The following is a 14,743-nucleotide window of genomic DNA, read 5'->3' as shown; positions in this document are numbered from 1 at the left end:
TTCGCCACTCAAGATTAAGGGGGATATTCATGCACAAATCTTTGGGTGCAGGACTCTTGCTGCTGTTACCAGCGGCGCTCCGTGCCGAGCCGCTGACGTTCGACGCCGCGCTCCAGCGCGCGCAAAACGAAGCGCCCAGCCTGAACGGGCGTGAGGCAGGCGTCAGAGCGGCACAGTCGGCCGCGATCGCGGCTGACCGGTTGCCCGATCCGACGCTGGATATTGGGATCCGCGATTTTCCTGTAACAGGACCGGATGCGGGACGCTTCAACCGCGACGATTTCACGATGACTACAATTGGTGTCAGCCAGCAGTTCATCAATCCCGCCAAACGCCGTGCGCGGGCTGAGCGGGCGAGCGCGGAGATCGGTCTCGCCGAGGCTGAGGTGTCGGTGGAAGCTCGCAACGTCCGGCTCGAAACCGCGCTTGCCTGGATCGATCTCTATTACAGCGTGCGCAGACTTGAGCAGCTGAAGCTGCTCGATGAAAGCCTTTCCGATCTACAGGCGACAGTGTCAGCACGACTGGCATCGGGGAGCGCGCGCCCTTCACAAGCCTTCGAGCCTGAACAATTGCGCGCGCAAGTGGCTGACCGTCGTAGCGCCTTGGTAGCCCAGATTGCCAAAGCGCGTGCGAGGCTCGCCCGCTACACAGGGGATCCCAATCCTTCGATTCTCGGCACGCCGCCGGAGCTGACAGTCAATCGGGCCGCGCTACTCGCAGGCGTCAATGATCTGCCAAGTCTGCGCACGCTAGATGCACAGACCGCAGCGATGGACGCCGAAACCCGGCTCGCCCGCGCCGACAAGACGCCCGACTGGAAAGTCAGCGCTTCTTATGGTCGCCGCGAGCCGCGCTTCGGCGATCTTGTTTCGGTCGGTGTGTCGATTGATCTGCCGCTCTTTGGTCGCAAGCGCCAAGATCCCAGGATTGCAGCGCGCGCGCTCGAGGCTGAACGTGCTCGCTTCGACAGACTTGCTGGCGAACGCGAAGTGATTGCGGAGCTGGAAGGCGATTTGGCCGAATATAATGAACGCCAAGCACGTCTGGAGAATGCACGGGACAATCTGGTGCCGCTCGCCCGAAAGCGAGCAAAGCTTGACTTTGACAGCTACGGCGCTGGCACCGTCGATTTGGGAACGGCTTTGCTGGCCACGCTCAGAGTTGCCGAGGCCGAGGTCGATTTGCTCGACCGCGAGGCCGAAGTCGCCCGCGACGCGGTGCGCATCAACATGACATATTCAGGAGAGCAGCCATGACGGATGCGACACAAAGTGCGGCACGTTGGCGTGCCGGAATATTGGCTGCAACTTTGGTTGCAGGAGGCGGCGGATATTATCTGGGACAGCGCGGAGACGTTCCCGCAACAGCCTCAACGAGCGCGGAGGGGCGCAAGGTTCTCTATTATTATGATCCGATGTTTCCGAACCAGAAGTTCGACAAGCCCGGCAAATCTCCGTTCATGGATATGCAACTCGAACCCAAATATGCGGATGACGCCACCGGAGCATCGGGCGCCGTATCTGGGGTCAGCATTGATCCTACGGTGATGCAGAATTTGGGGATCCGGATTGTTGCAGCCCAAATGGGAAATCTGGCCGCCACGCTCAATGTCACCGGCACGGTCGATTTCAACCAGCGCGATGTTGCAATTGTCCAGTCGCGCGCGGGTGGATTTGTCACACGCGTCTATGCGCGCGCGCCCGGCGATGTGGTGCGCGCGGGCGCACCGATCGCAGATGTACAACTACCCGAATGGGGCGGTGCACAAACCGAGTTTTTGAGCGTCAAGCGACTGGGACGACCCGACCTGACGGCCGCCGCGCGTCAGAGGTTGCGGCTAATGGGTATGTCCGATGGGTTGATCGCCAGCGTCGAACGAACGGGGCGCACCAATGGCACTATGACCATATCGTCACCGATTTCAGGTGTGATCCAGACGCTGGACGCACGCGTTGGTGTGACGCTTGGCCAAGGCCAGACGCTCGCCCAAGTAACTGGGCTCGGTACCGTCTGGCTTAACGCTGCGGTGCCGGAAGCACAGGCAGGCGCAGTCAGCATCGGACAAAATGCCACCGCGACGCTTACCGCGTTTCCAGGCGAAACATTTGGCGGGCGGATCATCGCCATTCTGCCGACCGCACAAGCCGATAGCCGCACACTCACCGTCCGTATCGAGCTTACAAATCGCAGCGGTCGTCTTCGACCCGGAATGTTTGCAAGCGTCGCGCTTGGCGGAGATGCAAGGCAAGCACTGCTCGTGCCCAGCGAAGCGGTGATCCGCACCGGCACACGGACGATTGTAATGTTGGCAAAGGGCGATGGCCGCTATCACCCCGCCGAAGTACGCACCGGCTGGGAGGGCAGTGGGCAGACCGAGATATTGGAAGGGCTTGCGGTCGGCGAGAAAGTTGTCGCATCGGGGCAATTCCTGCTCGATTCCGAAGCCAGCCTGACCGGCATCATGGTTCGTCCGCTCGGCGGTGCCAAATGATTGAGGCCATCATCCGCTGGTCGGTGAAGGCGCGTGGGCTGGTCGTGATCGCAGCCCTTGTCCTGGCCGTTATCGGGGTCGGCGCGGTGCGAACAACGCCGGTCGATGCGCTGCCTGATCTCTCCGATGTGCAGGTCATCATTCGCACGACCTATCCCGGCCAGGCGCCGCAGATTGTCGAGAACCAGGTCACCTATCCGCTGACGACCACTATGCTTTCGGTTCCCGGTGCGCGTGTCGTTCGCGGCTATTCCTTCGTCGGCGACAGCTTTGTCTATGTGCTGTTTGAGGACGGCACGGACTTATATTGGGCACGCAGCCGGGTACTGGAATATCTCAGCCAAGTGCAGGGGCGATTGCCGGAAGGAGCGACCGCCTCGCTTGGTCCCGACGCCACCGGCGTGGGCTGGATTTACGAATATGCGCTGGTGGACAAAACGGGCCGGCATGATCTGGCGCAACTCCGCAGCATACAGGACTGGTTTCTGCGTTTCGAACTCAAGTCCGTCCCTGGCGTCGCCGAGGTCGCCAGCATCGGCGGGATGGTCAAACAATATCAGGTGATAGTCGATCCCCAGAAACTGGCCTCCTACGGCGTGACTGCAAGCGAAGTATCCGACGCCCTCAAACGCGCCAATCAGGAAACCGGCGGTGCAGTCGTCGAGATGGCCGAAGCCGAATATGTCGTGCGTGCCACCGGCTATCTGAAAACACTCGATGACTTTCGTGCTGTGCCGCTACGCAGCGCAGCGGGCGGCATCCCTGTCACCGTCGGAGATGTTGCCACGGTGCAAATCGGCCCCGACATGCGGCGCGGGATTGCCGAACTCAACGGCGAAGGCGAAGTGGCAGGCGGCGTCATCGTCATGCGCCAAGGCAAAAATGCCCGCGAAGTCATCGACGGCGTCCGCGAAAAATTGACCGAATTGAAAGCCGGTCTGCCCAAAGGCGTCGAGATTGTGACAGTCTATGACCGTTCGGGCCTGATAGATCGCGCGGTCGAGAACCTCACCTCCAAACTTCTCGAAGAATTTGCGATTGTCGCTCTCGTTTGCGTGCTGTTCCTGTGGCACGCGCGCTCTGCGCTCGTTGCAATCCTGACGCTGCCGCTTGGCATCTTGATCGCCTTCATCGTCATGCGGCTGCAGGGACTCAACGCCAATATCCTCTCGCTCGGCGGCATCGCGATCGCCATCGGTGCGATGGTCGATGCGGCGGTGGTGATGATCGAAAATGCCCATAAACATCTCGAACGCTGGGCGCATGACAACCCCGAGAAGGAGCTTAAAGGCACTGAACGCTGGCGGGTCATCACCGATGCCGCCGCCGAGGTTGGTCCGGCACTGTTCCTGAGTTTGCTGATCATAACCTTCTCGTTCATCCCGATTTTCTCGCTGCAAGGTCAGGAGGGGCGACTGTTCGCCCCGCTCGCCTTCACCAAGACCTATGCGATGGCAGCGGCTGCATTGCTCTCGATTACCTTGGTACCGGTGCTGATGGGGTGGCTGATCCGGGGACGGATTCCCGCCGAAGAGGCAAACCCAATCAACCGGTTCCTCACCCATATCTACAGACCCGCACTCGATTGGGTGCTGGCCAAGCCAAAGCAGGCTTTGCTTATCGCCGGCCTCGTCTTCGCATCGAGCCTATGGCCGATCAGCCAGACCGGCGGCGAGTTTATGCCGCAGATGAACGAGGGCGATCTGCTCTACATGCCTTCGGCGCTGCCAGGAATATCGACCGCCAAGGCGTCGATGCTGCTCCAGCAAACCGACCGGCTCATCAAGACCGTGCCGGAGGTGGAAAGCGTGTTCGGCAAAGCCGGCCGTGCCGATACTGCGACTGACCCTGCGCCGCTCGAAATGTTCGAGACCACCATCCGCTTCAAACCAAAAGGCGAATGGCGCCCGGGCATGACGCAAGACAAGCTGATCGACGAACTCGACCGCACGGTCAGAGTCCCAGGCCTAGCCAATTTTTGGATACCGCCGATCCGCAACCGGATCGATATGCTCGCGACAGGGATCAAAAGCCCGATCGGGATCAAGGTGTCAGGCGCAAACCTCGATGAAATCGATCACGTTGCCGCAGAGATCGAGGGTGTGGCAAGGACGGTACCCGGAATCAGCTCGGCATTGGCCGAACGGCTGACCGGCGGGCGCTATATCGATGTCAGCATCAACCGCGCCGCCGCCGCACGTTACGGTATGAATATAGCTGATGTGCAGACCATCGTGTCGGGCGCGATTGGCGGCGAAGTCGTCGGCCAGACGGTCGAAGGACTGGCGCGCTATCCGATCAATGTCCGTTACCCCCGTGAAATCCGCGACAGTCTGGACGAACTTGTCAATCTTCCCGTTCTGACACCCTCACGCGCGCAAATTACGCTTGGAACGGTGGCGGATGTCCGCATCACCAATGGCCCACCTATGCTTCGGAGCGAGAATGGTCGGCCTGCCACGTGGGTCTATATCGATGGCAGGGGTCGAGCCCTAACCGAGATCGTTGGCGATCTTCAAAGGGTGGTTGCCGAGAAAGTCAAACTGCCGCCAGGCATCAGCATCGCCTATACAGGCCAGTTCGAGTTTCTCGAACGCGCAACGCAGCGGTTGAAGATCGTTGTGCCCGCGACCCTGCTCATCATCTTCGTCCTGCTCTATGCGACCTTTCGCCGCTGGGATGAAGCCGCACTCATCATGGCGACATTGCCGTTCGCGTTGACCGGCGGCGTCTGGCTGCTCTACCTGCTCGGCTACAACCAGTCAGTCGCAACAGGCGTCGGCTTTATCGCACTTGCCGGCGTTGCCGCCGAGTTCGGTGTGGTGATGCTGATCTACCTCAAACATGCGCTGGCCGAACACAGACCGGAAGACGTCGAAGCGGCGGTCCGCGAAGGCGCGCTGCTGCGCGTGCGGCCCAAAGCGATGACAGTGGCGGTGATCCTCGCCGGTCTGTTCCCGATCTTGATCGGTACCGGCACCGGCTCCGAAGTGATGAGCCGGATTGCTGCCCCCATGATCGGCGGGATGTTGACCGCGCCCCTGCTCTCAATGCTGATCATTCCTGCCGCATATCTGCTGATGCGGCGACAGAAAACGCAAGTTCAACACCAAGGAGAAGCAAAGTGAAGAAACGACTGACAATTGCCGCCCTGATGGCCGCGCCAATCCTGCTGTCTGGTTGCGGCAAGCAGCCGCACGCGCCCAAAGAGGTGGCCTCGCCGGATGCGATGGGAGATGTGGCGATGCCCGCTGAGGCAAAAATGGCCAAAGGCACTGGGACTGTCACTGCGATCGATCCTGCATCTAGCAAAATAACCCTCGCCCATGAGCCGATACCGGCCGTCAAATGGCCCGCCATGACGATGGGCTTTACGGCCAAGCCGGAACTGTTCGCGGGCATTGCTGTTGGCGACAAGGTCGATTTCGACCTCACGGTGACCGGCAATGCCGGCGAAGTGACGTCAATCCGGAAACGATGAAGCGCTCAAGCGCCAAAATCCGCAGTGCGCCTCGTTTCAGTTCGCGGGGGTGTGGGGAACTGGTGAACTTGGGTGATGGCCTTGTCGGTCGTTGCTAACCGCACAAAACGGTCAACCACGCCTTCGCGACAGCGCGCGGGTCGTTCTGGGTATCTACACGCCCACAATCATTCGTCATTTTCTCAACTCATCAAACACCCGCGATACGGCGCCACCCTTGACTGATTGTTTGCGGACATAGCGCAGCGCCGTCGATACCGACTTCCAACCAATCGCCTGACAGACCCCTGCACCATCCTCGCCGCTCGCAAACAAATCCTGCGTGAGCCCGACCCGCATCGAATGCGTGCTGATTGTGCGGAGCAGGTCCCCTTCCCTGCCCGGCTCCTCTTCGACCAACTCGGCATCGATGGCGGCGCGCGCGAGACGCTTGTAGATCGCGTTTATACCTTGTCGGGTTAGCGGCCCGTCGCCGATCGCATAGCGAGTCCGGGGCGGCTCGGCGGGGCTGCCCTGCAACCGTTCGCGCCAATAGCGCGTATGGCCCGGAATGCTAAAATACTCCTGTGGTGCCCGTGCAGGCCGTCCTTGGCGCCGGTCCACGCCCACACGGCGGAACAATGGCCCTCCATTAAACTGCGACGCCTCGAGCCACCTGCCGATCCGGCGCATTGTATCGATCGACAACCAGGCATAGCGCCCCTCCCCTTCCTGGTCGGTCTTGGTCTTACCTATGGCGAGTATGCCGCGCCCATCGGATTGCGGATCAAGATCATGGATCTGGATTGCGGCCAGCTCGCTGACGCGCAGGCCGGTTTCAAAAGCAACGGCGATAAGTGCGCCGTCGCGCAGGCCCTGCAGATCAGACCCACACACCGAGAACAGCATCGCCAGCGTCACGCCTCGAACCTCGTCCTGCGGGTTCATCGCTGTTCCGAGCCTTATCCCTACTGCTTGCCGTTGCTGCGCGCCTTTGCGCCGACGCGCGGCTTTCAAAGCGTCGGCGACCATTGCTGCGCGCGTGGGCAGGCTTTCGCGCGAGCACAGTGCCAACATCCGATGAATACGCGCTATGCTGGCGATGCGGCGGGTAAGTGTTGCTGGCTTGTACCCCCTGCCCTGCTCGAGCCAGCGCAGATAGCGCACCAGATCTTCGGGTTCAGCCGGAAGAGCCTGCCGCTTCTCTTCCCGGCACCAAGTTATGTAGCAGCTCAGATCATCGGTGAGCGCGCGGCGGGTTTCTGCGGCCATAGCTTCCCATGCGGTTTCAAAACCGATCAGACTGACCCCGCCAAAATTCTCCGGGAGCACCTCGGATACCATCGCAGCCAGACGATCGACGCTGACGGGCTTTGCCCTACCCTTCCCCCGCACCGGCAGCTGCGCAGCACCCGCCAGCTCGATCACGACACCCTCCTCCGTCTGTGACGCGCGTGAAGGAGACTGTGCGGCGTCAATGTCGGAGTGCGTGCTCATAGACAGCGTTTTGCCCGCCAAAGTCGCGATTGTCGAGATAATATAGTTTCCGTAACATATTATTACGGAAAGTGGCTGAAAGGCTCTAGACGGAGCAAACCCAATGGGCTAGTTAGGTTTTTCCAAATTCATCGCGCTCGACCTGCGAGGAGCCGGAATTGTGCAAGGGATGATCGCCATCACCGACTCGACAAGCCCTGCCCTTGCCATTTTCATGCTCGGCCATGCCGGTGCAAGCCTTTCGTTTCTCACACTTTTACCAGAGACGTCCCGCGACAATGTCACCGCCATCCTGGCCTACCGGCTGCTGTCGAAGCTCTGGGCACAATACCGGGTTGATTGCGGAATAGGCCACGGCCGCACTCTCTTTAGTCTCGACAATGGCTATGAACTGCGTCTGTTCGCGGCGCTGGTCGATGAGCTGGCCGAATGGGCACCGCTTCGATCGGCCGTCGCGGCGGTTCGGGCGCACTCCCCTGCCCTATCAGGCCCTGAACGCCTCATCTATGTGAGCGAATTTGAAGAGAAGCAGCAAAGGCTCCTTGAGGTCTGCGACCAGCTGCAGCGACTTCCGGTCGATCTGGATCCTACAGGTCGTAGCGCCTTGCTGATCGATCGGTGTCAGAAGCTTGAAGAACTGGACGACCGCGATATTTGCTGGGCGCTAAACCTCGCCGGCGCTTTCCATATGAAGGTCCTGGGGGGCACTAAAGCGTCACCCCCCTTCCCCGCCCTCTTCCTGCGTGAAATGCTGCGCTTTGATCGGTCGAGATCATGGCGCGATCGCGCTTTACGCTCGGCCCTTGCTGGGTCTGCCCATACGCTCTCAGAGGCAATTTTGGGTGCTATCCATGGGCAAAGAGCCTTTGAAGCCGAGTTTTCCGGGCTTAGACACCATTCCCGACTTGGTTTGGCCTATGCCTATCTGGCTGGAATCGGGGAATTGGCCCCTGCCCTGCTTGGCAAGTTGCTGGACTGTTCTGAGCCTGGCGCGCGGAAGATGTTGAGACAGCTAGTGGCCGCGGGCTTTGCGCGGCACAGCCCCCCTGCCCCGGCTTATGGACATGTGGAGCGCTTTCGGCTTGGGTGGGCACAAGCGCCCTGGCTTCGGTCCTATTCGGTCGATGAGGAGCCGGCGACATTGGATCGTTTTGACGATTAGCTGCGACTTTCCGAGTGTAAGCGCTTTACATTGTGCGTTACCTATCGCCTTGCAATGCGCTTCGCATTGTCTAGCGCTTTCGCGTTGCAACGCTTTTTATAGTGCGTTTTCGCTTGCGCTATCACGTTACCTTGCACTATCGAACGGCAATGTGCTTTGTCTTTCCGAGGCGGAAGCGCGTTACATGTCACGTTACAAATGCAAAGCGAGTCTCCTATGCCAGTCATCACCGTGGGATCATCGAAGGGCGGTTGCGGCAAAACCACCACCGTTCTCGCGCTTGCCTCAGAAATCCGCTCGGCAGGGTCCGAAGTCTGCATCATCGACGCCGATGACCAGCTGAGCGCCTATAATTGGTACCAGAAATGGCAGGCCAAGGACGGGATTACGGTGATCGATGCCTCCAACCTCAATCGCGACATCGATATTCGCGCCCATATCAAGGATGCCGCCGCCAAATATCCGTTCGTGATCGTCGATCCTGCCGGCATGCGCTCACAGCGCATGCAATGGGCCGCATCGCTATCCGACATGTGGATCATTCCGCAAAAAGCAACGTCGCTCGACGCCGCGGCGACCGCCAATCTGCTCGATGTCGATATGGAAGCGATCGTCGAGATGAGGGGAGGGCGGCCCATTCCGCATCGCATCCTCTTTACGATGACCAACCCGCTGATCATGTCGAAGAACGAACGCCATGTCGTCAACGCCACGCGCAACAAGGCGCCGGTCTTCGACGCCGAGCTGCGTCAGTACGATGCTTATGCCGCGATGGACCTTTACGGACTGACGCTCGAAGAAGTGGCAGAGCAAGGCGTAGCCAACGCCCAAAAGCCCAGGGCATATGCGGCAGAGATACTGCACCAGGCAATCGAAGACATCAAGGCCTCCGAAGCAGAAGAAAGGAAATAGGCCATGGGAGAACGTCCAACGCCGCCCGATCCCTTTGCGCGGACACAGGCGCCCAAATCGGCTGACTCGAAGCCGTCATTGACTGATACGCTTTCCGCCTTTGCCCCTAAGCCAATTGAAGACTCGCTGCCAGCCACAATTCCGGTTGCCAATATTGCGCCAGACACGGGCAGGGGAGGGCGCCCCAGGAGGCGAGGGGACCTGGAAACCAGGACCAAGGCGATAAACTTTCGGATGAAGCCAAGCGAGCAGGCGGCGCTCAATGCGCTTTGCGACGAGCTGAATCGATCAATCCCAGACACGATCATGATCTTGATCGCGCACTATAAACAAACGCAGACATAACGCCGGGGCAGGGGAGGGGCATACTTCAACTTCAGCCCTACTTGGGGCTAGTTCTGGCCTAGGAGCCCGCTTTATCGCCATGGTTCAGCTTCACCGCCCTCGGCGTCATTTGCCGTCTCGGTGATCGCTGGATGCGGCCAACCGCAAGTCTATCCGGTCAGCCTGGCCGGATCTCGGCAAGACCGGTTCTGAATCCAAGCGACACGAGGATCTTGGAAATCAGCCGAGCCTGACTTGCGTGCATCGAGTCTCCAGGAGCCTTAACCTCGACAAATCGAATTTCGCCCTCACGCCACAGCGTCAAATCCGGCCAACCAGCACGCAGATCATAAGGGGCCTGGGCGAACCGCTCGGCAATCTCGCGCAACCGCTTAGTGCCGAGGCAGTCGAAAAGGCCGAGGACATGTTCGCGTCTGACCGCCGGATAATATGCCGGGCTATGACCCGCGGTTGCCGCAATGATCGCCCAGTTGCTCTCGACCTGCCTGCGCGAAGCGTTGCCCAATGTCCCGAGAAGCTGTTCATTATCGAGGCGGTCCTCGGGAAAAGCGACATTCTGGGCATAGAGTGCCTCAATGAATGTGTCGGCATGGCGCTGGGGAAGGGGATTGAACGATGCTGCCTTTATCAAGGTAAGGATTAGCCCGCCCTCGGCTGCGGCACCGCTCCACCCATCTGCCGCATAGTGATCGAGCGCCGCCAGTTCCACCGGCTTCATCGTATCGTCCCGGCGCAGGCGCCATTCCTTTCCAGCCCCCCGCTCGAGGTGGATAACTTCATGCTCGATGCCGAAGCGTTGGACTTGCTGCTCGAATTTCCCAATCCTGACTGTCGCGCGCGCCGAGTTCTTCGGCACGGCAGTTCGCTGCAGTTTTGCCAGTTTCCTGGAGACGCCTACCTGAGGATCTATTGAAAGCGCCTTGTCATAAGCGGCGATCGCTGCCTCGGTTTCTCCGGCGTGCTCGTGCAACTCGCCGCGCAGGCGAAGGGCTTGCGCCTGCCGCCAGACCTCTGCGCTAGCTTCCGCAACGTCGAGCCCGGCAAATATGGCAGTCCGCTGTTCCTGCGAAAGCTCGCCAGCAGCAGCGTCCGAGATTGACCGTATGATCCGGATGTCGCCGGTCGCTATGCGATTGCGCTGCCAGCCCTCGCGATCGATCATTGCTCCGCCGAAATCATAGCCGAAGCGCTCACCTTCTTTGCCGATCAAATAGACGCGGCGGTTGGCCGGATCGAACGCATAGTCTTCGCTCCAGCCTGTTTCCTGCTCCCAGTTCGCGATCTCGCAGCCCTGGTCGAGATCGAACAGGAAATAGCGGCAACTGTCAGCGCTGCCTGGTGCATTGGCGGTCTGGCAGATTGCAAAGCGGCCATCGGCGGAGACGTCGCTGCTTGCCAGGTTGGCCGAGAACTCACGCTCGACGAGTTTGTGACCATCGGCGCGGAAGGCGACGAGCCTGCCGCTCAAGCCATCGCCGAACATCCAGTCGCTCAGGATGAACGTGCCAGTGTCTGCGACATGACCATGCTGCGGCCTTTCGAGACGGCCCGTAGCCAGCCTATTTCCATTGCCGCTCAACAAGGACCAGGATCCGTGGCCTTCATAGCGATGGCCGCTGATAGTGCCTTCCGGGTTTCGGTCCTGCCAGATGAGATGAAACCGGCCATTGGGCGATGCGGCATGTGGGCCGAAGAAGTCGAGGCTGGGAATGCTGACAAGCCCGTGGCCGAATGGCTCGATTTCCAGGGGTACGGCGCGACCGGGTTGAGCTGCCCGTTCCACTTCACGGCCACCGCCGAACAATCCTTTGAGAAACCCCTTCATGCGGCAGCGTTTAACGAATTTTGAAGCTCGGCAATGGCCTCGATCACATCATCGAACCGAGGCGGATCGCCAAAGATCATTCCGCTCATTGCCTGATAGTCCTGTCGCAGTTGATCGATCATGGCGCCTTCCGGGCATAACGCGAATGTCGGGACGCGTGCGGACGCCAGGTCGAAGTCGGGCCGGTTGAAGAACATGCGGGCGTGAACAACGCAGTCTTCGCCAAGCTCCAGATTTGCCGTCGCGGCCTTGCCAGTCTCGGAGTGGATCAGGCGATAAAGGTCGTAATAGTGACGCGAAATTCGCTGGCCGTTGCCGCGCAGTTGGTCGCGTATTTCATACCACCGGCGCAGCCCGTGAACGATGACCACTTTGTCCCAGAATGTCCGCTCGGCATCGACCACGGTCACGTTGGGCACAGCGAGGTCAATATCCGGGACATCGGCATCGACATAGGGCGTGATCGTCCGGCGTGAATGCGGGTCGAGCGCCGACTTGGCTCCGGATTCGATTTTCACCGACTTGGCGATATAGGCATCGGTCGGCGTCACGCTCGCATAGACCAGCATGAGCGTTTGGCCGTCGTACGCATCAGGCTCGACGCGAATGGCATCCTTTCCAAATCCTGCGCGCGCGCAGGTTTCGGCGCAGATATCGGCCAGTCGTTCGGCCAGTGGCCCGTTTATGTAAGCCTCGCAGGCGCTGCGTATCGCGTCGAGAGCAGCTTGGCGCTTCTTGCCGCTGAGCGCCGCAAGTTCCTCGATCGATGCCGCTTGGCCCAGATCGTCGCGGAAGACGGTCACGTCGACGTCTTCGGAAAATCGCTCGATCAACCCAAATGCCTTGGAGAGCGAGGTGCCGCCTTTGAAGAGCAGGCGCGGTCCCGCGCCCAATCCGTTGAACAGCGCATCCAGCGTCCAGCAAACCCAGAAGTCCTTCTCGACATTCTGCGGCGTCGTTCCGAGGCGTTGAGCCGTGGCGATGAACAGCCCGCTGCGTGTTCGTGCGTCTGCGCGCAGGATTTCGTCAAAAGCGGCATTCATGCCAGAGGTATCTCGCTGCTCACGAGCGGCCGCAGCATATCCTGCATCCAGGCTGGAAGCGTGGTCAGGCCATCAGCAAGATCGGCCCTGAGCACAGCGCCGTGCCTGGTGTCGGCCAGCAGGGATGATAGCCGGCCGCGCCATTGGTCGGTTTCGCCGCCGGACATGGTGTCGCGCAGCCAGTGCAGCGCCTGGACGATGCGCATGGCGGGGCGCCCGGCCCAGAACAGCTTGCTGGCCGCGGTCTGCTTGAAGGTTATCGTGAGATTGTCGAGCTTGATCGACTTCGGGCGCGCCTCGCTATGCACAACGATCTTCGCGGGCACGGCATTGGTGAAGCCGAGATCGTTTGCCGCCGTCATGCCATCGACCAGTACACGAATCTGGTCACGGCGCGCGACGGCATCGATGACCGCCCGAGGATCGGGGGCGCTGTCGTTTTGTGTCAGGCAGTTGAAGCACGGCTTGTCATAGAGTCCTCGGTCGATCCGGCGCAGATCGCTCCCTTTGACCAAGCGCTGGAGCGTCTTGTCGACGGCATCACGCCCGGCGAGATCGAGGAAATCGGACGGTGTCCAGACAGCACCCTGTGCTCCCCGGCCGATACGATCGAGAATTTGTGCTTTCAGACCGGATGGCACATCGCTCATGTCCGAAATATGTAGCAGGATTTCGGACAATGTCCATTTATTCATGTCCGAAATATGTAGGCGGATTCCGGACATGTCGCACCGAACCTTGACCTAACCAAGACATCGATACCGAGCGCTCAGTGCATAAAGCAGCGTATGGACCATCTCCGTTAACTCTCTGATTCAATCGCAGAATTCTGGGACGATGTGAGCAAATTTACTTGGAGAGTCTCGAAAATTTCGAACGAACACTGTTGGCGCAGAGGGCAGGGCACAGCTGGTTTCCAAACCCACAGGCCGGAGGCCCGCATCCGAAGCGTTGATGCACGACGCCAACTAAGTCTCTGATCATGGAATAGCGATCACGTTCGGACGATGCGTGCAAGGCGACCCGAGGGATCAATCTCTATCGCTCCACTCCAATCACCGGGCGCTGCGGCAAGATCGTCTGAACAGTGCTCTGTGCCGATCAGCTTGGTCCAGAACACACAGACTGGAGCGATGACAGATTTGCTAAAACCCGCAAGCTCGATGCGCGCCTTTACCTCGATCCGGTTCTCATCGTTGGCAAAGCCTGCGACAAGCTCGAACCGTGAGCCGCCATCCATGACCACCGTCGAATCGTGCATCAATGCTGTGACATATAGCGCAAGGAAGGCTTGGTTCGCATCAAATGCGTGACGTTCTTCCTCCAACAGGGCCCCGCACTTGATGAGTAGGGCCGCTAAATCTTCGGTCACTTGTTCATCTGTAAACGCCGGGTTCCAGATGAATGCGGCCGAGAGGTAGTTGAAGACCGCTCGCTCCCGCTGTGTCAGCTTCTCGAAGCGATCACTCTGCATCTTTTTGATGGCTTGGTTGAGAGCGGATTTCACTACTTCGCGCCTTAGATTCAGACGTGCATCCAGTTGCGCATCAGTGGCTGTCCGTAGGTTGGCTGCACTGATCCGTTTGGCCGTTGCTAGGTCAGGAAAACGGCCTTCGCCCTGTTTGAGCCAGGACTCCAGGCTAAGCTGGATGTCTCTGATCTTGTCGGTTACTGGCCCTTTTTCCCGCTGATTGCGATGCGCGACGAAGTCGCCAATCTCTCGAATGGTGGCAAGTCCGTAGCAGTGGTCGCGCAAACCCAAAAAGATCCGGTCGAGATCTGCGACTCTGCAGTCGCCATGGATGTAGCGCTGGACGCGCTGGCGGAGTTCAGCCGGCTTCACGCAATCAAAACTAACGACATCTTTTTCTGGATAGACTGTTGATTTTCATTGAGAGTTGACCCGGTGTTTTCACTGAGAAGTGACCCGTCTTGTGATTATGTTTCGATTAATTCCTGTGGGTCAAGATAGTGCTTTCTCCTTTTTGGGTTTTGCCTGCTGGGC

General features: G+C 59.5%; 12 protein-coding genes. 7 read left to right on the top strand and 5 right to left on the bottom strand.

Features of this window, described 5'->3' with window-relative positions; genetic code table 11:
* Positions 1-29 precede the first annotated feature (29 nt).
* The 4 genes from EQG66_RS14010 to EQG66_RS13995 are packed head-to-tail and all read left to right on the top strand — an operon-like array spanning position 30 to position 5,975.
* Positions 30-1,259, top strand: a complete 1,230-nt coding sequence (locus EQG66_RS14010) for a TolC family protein (protein WP_129405177.1) — start codon at positions 30-32, stop codon at positions 1,257-1,259.
* The gene (locus EQG66_RS14005; protein WP_129405176.1) at positions 1,256-2,494 is read left to right on the top strand and encodes an efflux RND transporter periplasmic adaptor subunit; all 1,239 of its coding nucleotides are present in this window, start codon (positions 1,256-1,258) and stop codon (positions 2,492-2,494) included. The genes EQG66_RS14010 and EQG66_RS14005 overlap by 4 nt, the downstream gene beginning before the upstream one ends.
* Positions 2,491-5,622, top strand: a complete 3,132-nt coding sequence (locus EQG66_RS14000) for an efflux RND transporter permease subunit (RefSeq protein ID WP_129405175.1) — start codon at positions 2,491-2,493, stop codon at positions 5,620-5,622. Before EQG66_RS14005 ends, EQG66_RS14000 begins: the two co-directional genes overlap by 4 nt.
* Complete coding sequence (locus tag EQG66_RS13995; protein WP_342775150.1) at positions 5,619-5,975, top strand: copper-binding protein; 357 nt, start codon at positions 5,619-5,621, stop codon at positions 5,973-5,975. The genes EQG66_RS14000 and EQG66_RS13995 overlap by 4 nt, the downstream gene beginning before the upstream one ends.
* Positions 5,976-6,149: 174 nt before the next feature.
* On the opposite strand, the gene EQG66_RS13990 is transcribed toward EQG66_RS13995, so the two are convergent.
* Complete coding sequence (locus EQG66_RS13990; protein ID WP_129405174.1) at positions 6,150-7,451, bottom strand: site-specific integrase; 1,302 nt, start codon at positions 7,449-7,451, stop codon at positions 6,150-6,152.
* 169 nt (positions 7,452-7,620) lie between these two features.
* On the opposite strand from EQG66_RS13990, the gene EQG66_RS13985 reads away from it, so the two are divergent.
* From EQG66_RS13985 to EQG66_RS13975, 3 genes are all read left to right on the top strand, one after another.
* A complete protein-coding gene (locus tag EQG66_RS13985) occupies positions 7,621-8,613 on the top strand; it encodes a hypothetical protein (RefSeq protein WP_129405173.1) in 993 nt (330 codons plus the stop codon).
* A gap of 216 nt (positions 8,614-8,829) precedes the next feature.
* Positions 8,830-9,525: a ParA family protein gene (locus tag EQG66_RS13980; protein ID WP_164975696.1), complete on the top strand. Its 696-nt coding sequence runs from the start codon at positions 8,830-8,832 to the stop codon at positions 9,523-9,525.
* Positions 9,526-9,528: 3 nt separating this feature from the next.
* The gene (locus tag EQG66_RS13975) at positions 9,529-9,870 is read left to right on the top strand and encodes a hypothetical protein (RefSeq protein WP_129405171.1); all 342 of its coding nucleotides are present in this window, start codon (positions 9,529-9,531) and stop codon (positions 9,868-9,870) included.
* Positions 9,871-10,027: 157 nt separating this feature from the next.
* On the opposite strand, the gene EQG66_RS13970 is transcribed toward EQG66_RS13975, so the two are convergent.
* From EQG66_RS13970 to EQG66_RS13955, 4 genes are all read right to left on the bottom strand, one after another.
* Positions 10,028-11,695 carry a VRR-NUC domain-containing protein gene (locus EQG66_RS13970; protein WP_129405170.1) on the bottom strand — a complete coding sequence of 556 codons (1,668 nt, stop codon included), beginning with the start codon at positions 11,693-11,695 and terminating at the stop codon, positions 10,028-10,030.
* Positions 11,692-12,738 carry a nucleotidyl transferase AbiEii/AbiGii toxin family protein gene (locus EQG66_RS13965; RefSeq protein ID WP_129405169.1) on the bottom strand — a complete coding sequence of 349 codons (1,047 nt, stop codon included), beginning with the start codon at positions 12,736-12,738 and terminating at the stop codon, positions 11,692-11,694. Before EQG66_RS13965 ends, EQG66_RS13970 begins: the two co-directional genes overlap by 4 nt.
* Positions 12,735-13,463, bottom strand: a complete 729-nt coding sequence (locus EQG66_RS13960) for a DUF6088 family protein (protein ID WP_245988109.1) — start codon at positions 13,461-13,463, stop codon at positions 12,735-12,737. Before EQG66_RS13960 ends, EQG66_RS13965 begins: the two co-directional genes overlap by 4 nt.
* A 269-nt stretch (positions 13,464-13,732) precedes the next feature.
* Positions 13,733-14,581: a hypothetical protein gene (locus EQG66_RS13955; RefSeq protein ID WP_129405168.1), complete on the bottom strand. Its 849-nt coding sequence runs from the start codon at positions 14,579-14,581 to the stop codon at positions 13,733-13,735.
* Between the last annotated feature and the right edge of the window lie 162 nt (positions 14,582-14,743).

It is taken from the genome of Sphingobium fluviale, assembly GCF_004122115.1.
In the GTDB taxonomy this organism is placed as follows: Bacteria; Pseudomonadota; Alphaproteobacteria; order Sphingomonadales; family Sphingomonadaceae; genus Sphingobium; species Sphingobium fluviale.
This window is presented reverse-complemented; position numbering and strand designations above follow the sequence as displayed.

Coding starts and splice junctions, on each gene's coding strand:
- EQG66_RS14010 (WP_129405177.1), top strand. CDS start 30: ATGCACAAATCTTTGGGTGCAGGACTCTTGCTGCTGTTACCAGCGGCG.
- EQG66_RS14005 (WP_129405176.1), top strand. CDS start 1,256: ATGACGGATGCGACACAAAGTGCGGCACGTTGGCGTGCCGGAATATTG.
- EQG66_RS14000 (WP_129405175.1), top strand. CDS start 2,491: ATGATTGAGGCCATCATCCGCTGGTCGGTGAAGGCGCGTGGGCTGGTC.
- EQG66_RS13990 (WP_129405174.1), bottom strand. CDS start 7,451: ATGAGCACGCACTCCGACATTGACGCCGCACAGTCTCCTTCACGCGCG.
- EQG66_RS13985 (WP_129405173.1), top strand. CDS start 7,621: ATGATCGCCATCACCGACTCGACAAGCCCTGCCCTTGCCATTTTCATG.
- EQG66_RS13980 (WP_164975696.1), top strand. CDS start 8,830: ATGCCAGTCATCACCGTGGGATCATCGAAGGGCGGTTGCGGCAAAACC.
- EQG66_RS13975 (WP_129405171.1), top strand. CDS start 9,529: ATGGGAGAACGTCCAACGCCGCCCGATCCCTTTGCGCGGACACAGGCG.
- EQG66_RS13970 (WP_129405170.1), bottom strand. CDS start 11,695: ATGAAGGGGTTTCTCAAAGGATTGTTCGGCGGTGGCCGTGAAGTGGAA.
- EQG66_RS13965 (WP_129405169.1), bottom strand. CDS start 12,738: ATGAATGCCGCTTTTGACGAAATCCTGCGCGCAGACGCACGAACACGC.
- EQG66_RS13960 (WP_245988109.1), bottom strand. CDS start 13,463: ATGTCCGGAATCCGCCTACATATTTCGGACATGAATAAATGGACATTG.